Source organism: Protofrankia sp. Cr2 (assembly GCF_963555885.1).
Lineage (GTDB): Bacteria > Actinomycetota > Actinomycetes > Frankiales > Frankiaceae > Protofrankia.
The window spans coordinates 1-4,932 of record NZ_CAUVXG010000055.1 but is presented as its reverse complement, the minus strand read 5'-3'; the positions used below and the strand labels follow the sequence as shown (position 1 = coordinate 4,932).

The window sequence follows — 4,932 nt, the reverse complement described above, 5'->3', positions numbered from 1 at the left end:
ACCCGCGCGGCCGCCTGAGCCGACGTGACGACATCGGGTACCGCCGCGGACACGCCGACCGACGCCAGTCTGCGCACGACCTCCGCCGGTGGACGCAGCGCGTTGTTGGTGACGTACACCACCCGCATGCCGCGGTCACGGGCGGCCGCGATCGTCGCCGCGGCATGCGGCACGGCCTGCGACCCCCGGTACACCACGCCGTCGAGGTCCATCAGGGCGACATCGTGGGCGTCGACCAGGGGGGACGGCGACGCCGACAGCGGACGCGGTGGATCGGTCAGCCGGGGATGAATCAGCCGGGGATGAAGAGGATCAGGATGCGGACCGCCCGTCATGGCCGGCCTGTCATGGCCGGTTGAGTGCGGCTCGGGCGCCCCGCAGGGCCTGGCCGTAATGTCGGAGGTCCGGGCGCATCGCCGCGGCCAACGCCAGATGCTCCACGGCTGCGCGCAGGTCACCGGTTCGCCGAGCCGCCATCCCGAGCCCGAACTGCGCGTAGTCGTCCGCCGGGTCGTTTTCGACTATCCAGGCGAAGCTCTCCCGCGCGGCGCCGTACTGGCCGGCGTCGAACTGCGCCCGCGCCAGCGCCTCCCGGACGCTACGGGAGCCCGGCTCGGCGGCGACGGCATGGGCCAGTAGTTGAACCGCGGCGTTGGCATTCCCCCGGTCGAGCAGGGCGACGCCCCGGGTGTACCAGTCGTAGACCTCACCGCCGGGAGTGCCGACCCCAGCACCGCCGACCCCAGCGCCGTTGACCCCAGCGCCGTTAGCGCCAACTCCGTTGGCACCAGTGCCGTTCGCCTCAGGCCCATTCATCCCGGGTCCCTTGTGCCCGCCCGACATCCGCGCCTCCCCTAACGCTCAGGACCTTCGTGCTCAGGGCCTCCGTGCTCGCAGCGTTGCCGCCACCGATGCAGACGTCAGCCGACGCCGATGACGGCCGGACGCATCTTCACAAGGTTTGCCTCTCAGTGTCGCCGGAAACCGGGCGACGCTCCCACCGATCGCGCTGATCGTAATGGTTCGATACCGACTGTTACCGGCATGGACGCTCAGCGGTCCGGCCGACGATCACGCCCGGCCAGCGCGGACACCACCATGGCCCGCACGCCTGGGGAAGTCTGCGAGCCTGGGAGAGGGCCGGCCCATACGATCGCGGCATGGCTGCTTCCGATCCGGCCCTGCCCACACCCGGCGGACTCGTGCTCGCGCCGTTTCGCGCCCTGCGGTATGTGGCCGACGACGGGCCGGATCTGGCGGCGCGGACCGCCCCGCCCTACGACGTGATCGACGCGGCAGGCGTCACGACGCTGGAGGCGACACATCCACACAATGTCGTCCGCCTGATCCTGCCCCGTGACACCGACGAGCACTCCCCCGACAGCCGTTACGGCCGTGCCGGGCAGACCCTGCGCGAGTGGATCGCCACCGGCGTCCTGCGTCGCGACGACGCTCCGGCCCTGTACGTGTACGAGGAGGTCCACGGCGACCACATCCAGCGGGGCCTGGTCGGCGCGGTGGCTCTCGCGGACCCGGACGCGGGGATCATCCTGCCGCACGAGAACACCATGGCCGGCCCGGTCGCCGACCGGCTCGCCCTGACCGTGGCCACCGGGGCGAACCTCGAACCGATCTTCCTGCTGTACTCCGGCGGCGGCCTCACCAGCCAGATCGTTTCGGCGACGGTAGCAACCCGACCGCTGCTGACCACGACGACCGATGACGGCGTGTCGCACCGCATCTGGGCGCTGACCGACCCGGACGAGCTAGCGAGCATCGCCGGCGATCTGTACGAGCGTCGCGCGGTGATCGCCGACGGACACCACCGGTACGCAACCTACCGTCGCTACCAGGCAGACCGCCACGCTGGCGGGGACGGCGCCGGCCCGTGGGATTTCGGCCTGGCCTTCCTGGCTGACGCGCGGGTGTCGGGGCCGGCCGTCCACGCGATCCACCGGGTCGTGGCCGGACTCGACGTGGCGCACGCGGCTCGTCGAGCCGCTGACGCATTCTCGGTGACGCAACTGGACGGCGAGTCGGATCCGACCGGGGTGGCCTTGCTCGACACGCTGGCAGGAGCCGGCAAGGACGGCCACGCATTTGTGATCACCGATGGCCGGACGGCGTTCCTGCTGAGCGATCCGGATCCGAGACTGCTCGCCGAGGTACTGCCGGCGGACCGGTCAGCCGCCTTTCGCGGGCTGGACGTCACCGTCGCGCATCTCGTGCTGATCACAACGGTCTGGGGACTGGCCGACACCGAGGACGTGGTCGGTTACCGCCATGACGCGCCCACCGCGATCGCCGCCGCGGCACAGGCCAGCGGGACCGCACTCCTGCTGAACCCGACGCCCGCAGCCGACGTCGCGGCGGTCGCCGCCGCCGGTGAACGCATGCCGCGCAAGTCGACGCTGTTCACACCCAAGCCACGAAGCGGCCTGCTGATCCGTCCGCTGGCCGATTCTTCCCCCGGGTAAGAATCCGGGGGAAGGATCCGGGGGAAGGATCCGGGGGAAGAATCGACAGACGTCAGCCCCGGTCGCTCTCGCCTGCCGGATCGCTCCCCCCGAGCAGAAGTGCCCGCTCGGCAGCGTCGGTTTCCTCGTCGTGGTCCACGGTTGCCGCGGAGACGAACCAGCGCGCCGCATCGGTCGGACGACCCGCGGCCAGCAGCGCCTCGGCGTAGGCGTACCACAGTCGCGGCGTCCACGGTTCCAATCTGGTCGAGGCCGCCTCATCCTGCAGCAGCAGGACCGCTGCCGCCGGCTCACCCAGATCGCGCCGTGCCCCGGACACAACAATGAGGAGTTCGACCCGGCTCGCCTCGTCGAGTTCGGCCGCGGCCGGATCACGTGCAAGCAGCAAGGCGCGCTCGGGACGCCCGAGCCCGCGCTCGGCGTCCGCCATGACCGCGAGGTGGCGAGGAGAACCGTCGAGTCGGCGTGCCGCACGCAGCTCGGCAAGCGCCGTGGTGAACTCCCCCGCGTGATAGGCGGCAAGCCCGACCGCTTCACGGACGGCGGCGATTCGGGACGCGAGCGCGGAGGCTGCGCGCGCATGGGCCAGAGCAAGCGCGGGGTCATCGTCGAGATAGATGCCTGCGGCGACCAGGTGGCGGGCAACCGGTTCGGCACGTGCGGCACCTAGTCCGCGCAGCTCACGGGTGACCTCGAAGTCCAGGAGTTCGGCCCGTGCCTCATCGGGAAGCGCCGGTGCGGAGGGCCGACCCGATCGCACCAGGGCTCGGCCGCCGCTCGGCGAACGGTCCGCGGATGTCGGTGATCCGCCGGACCCCGCGGCCCGGTCGCGATCCGATCCGGGTCTCCCGCGGTCTGGAGCAGGTCTTTCGCGATCCGATCCGGGTCTCCCGCGGTCCGGAGCAGATCGACCCCGGTCTGGAGCAGGTCTCCCGCGATCCGATCCAGGTCTCCCGCGGTCCGATCCGGGTCGTCCCCGGTCTGGAGCAGGTCTTTCGCGATCCGATCCGGGTCTCCCACGGTCCGGAGCAGGTCGACCCCGTTCTGGAGCAGGTCTTTCGCGATCCGATCCGGGTCTCCCACGGTCTGGAGCAGATCGTCCGCGTTCTGGAGCAGGTCTTTCGCGATCCGATCCGGGTCTCCCACGGTCTGGAGCAGATCGTCCACGGTCTGGAGCAGGTCGTCCGCGATCCGATCCAGGTGCCGACGACCTCGTTCCGGCCGGGCGTCCGCCCGGGGCGTCCGTCTGCCGGGAATCCCGACCGCTCAGGCCATGCCCGCCCGAACCGGACACGGCCGGCCGCTGCTGGTTCGGCCGGGACTGGTCCGGACGCGGCTGCGTCGACGCCGGCCGTTGTGGGACGCGACCGGCGGTGTTCCGGTCACCGCTCCGTTCGTCCCGACCTCGTTCGTCGCGAGGCCGTTCGTCCCGTCGTGGAGCGGAGCGGTAGGGCGCGGTTGCCGGCTGGGGCCGCCGCTCGCCATCCGGTCCACGACGCCGATCTGTCGACCGGTCCGTCGGACGATCACCAGCACCACGGCCGTAGGGCGGGCTCTGGGACGTCCGGGCGTCACGCTGACCACCGGCGGACCGAGCAGCTGCCCCTGGCTGCGTACGACGCGGGCCACTACCGACGGCACCGCGATCCTCGCCGGCACCGCGGGGACGATCAGCACCGCGAGACCGATCGGCAAAACGATTGTCAGCGCCGCGGCTCCGGGATGCATCACTTCGTGATGTCGGCCGACTCTGCCCGGAGCGTTCACCGCCAGCGGTGAAAAACTCCCGTCGGTCAGTCGATCCGCGCCCGCGATCCCCGGCAGGTGAACCCGACCGGCGGGCCGGACGCGCCGCGTTCTGCCCTCGCTCGTTCTGCCCTCGCTCATCAGCGCGTTCCGGCCTGCCCGCCTGGCCACGGCCTCCGCCACGCGGAACAAACGAGTCACCGGATGTACGTCCTGGCGGGCCTACCGCCGGCCGGCCGGATCCACGGCTTTCGGCCTTCGGTCCATCCGACCTCGCTCTATTCGAAGCCGGACGCTCAGCTGGCCGACCGCCGGACTGTCGCTGACCGGTTCGATCGAAACTGCGATCCTCGCCCGAGCGTTGCACTGCGTCACGCGCACCTGCGGGCCGCCCTGACCGGCGATCGTTGTCGTCGTGGTGCCGACTGGCGGAGCCTCGCCCACCCCGAGCTTCGCGAGCCTCGCGCCACCGCTGCTTCGCCTGCCCATCGTTCGCGGTCTGGGTACCAGCGGTCCGGGATCTGCCACGCCCGGCCGCGGCCGGGCGACGCACCGTTGTGCCGGTCTGTGAAGTCCGTGCCTTCGGTGTAGTGGCCTCGGCCGCGTTCTCTGGCTGGCTGCGACCCGGGCGAGCGGCGCCGCCGTTGTTCTTCTCCACGCAGTTCTCTCCCTCGGCCGGTGCCATCCATGCCCGCGTCGGTGCCGGCTT

The 4,932-nt window shown here is 71.3% G+C and carries 4 protein-coding genes and 1 pseudogene; 2 read left to right on the top strand and 3 right to left on the bottom strand.

Annotated features, from left to right (window positions below; genetic code table 11):
* Both U9978_RS19690 and U9978_RS19685 read right to left on the bottom strand, forming a co-directional pair.
* Window positions 1–335 (bottom strand): annotated as a pseudogene (locus tag U9978_RS19690) (hypothetical protein); the annotation flags it as partial.
* Window positions 336–345: 10 nt separating this feature from the next.
* Window positions 346–816: a tetratricopeptide repeat protein gene (locus tag U9978_RS19685; protein ID WP_322762614.1), complete on the bottom strand. Its 471-nt coding sequence runs from the start codon at window positions 814–816 to the stop codon at window positions 346–348.
* A 344-nt stretch (window positions 817–1,160) separates the two neighbouring features.
* On the opposite strand from U9978_RS19685, the gene U9978_RS19680 reads away from it, so the two are divergent.
* Window positions 1,161–2,477: a DUF1015 domain-containing protein gene (locus U9978_RS19680; protein WP_322762613.1), complete on the top strand. Its 1,317-nt coding sequence runs from the start codon at window positions 1,161–1,163 to the stop codon at window positions 2,475–2,477.
* 52 nt (window positions 2,478–2,529) lie between these two features.
* On the opposite strand, the gene U9978_RS19675 is transcribed toward U9978_RS19680, so the two are convergent.
* Window positions 2,530–3,237, bottom strand: a complete 708-nt coding sequence (locus tag U9978_RS19675) for a tetratricopeptide repeat protein (RefSeq protein ID WP_322762612.1) — start codon at window positions 3,235–3,237, stop codon at window positions 2,530–2,532.
* Between the two features lie 35 nt (window positions 3,238–3,272).
* Here U9978_RS19675 and U9978_RS19670 point away from each other — a divergent pair, with 35 nt between their 5' ends.
* Entirely contained in the window at window positions 3,273–4,256 is a 984-nt protein-coding gene (locus U9978_RS19670) for a hypothetical protein (protein WP_322762611.1), read from the top strand.
* Window positions 4,257–4,932: the final 676 nt, after the last annotated feature.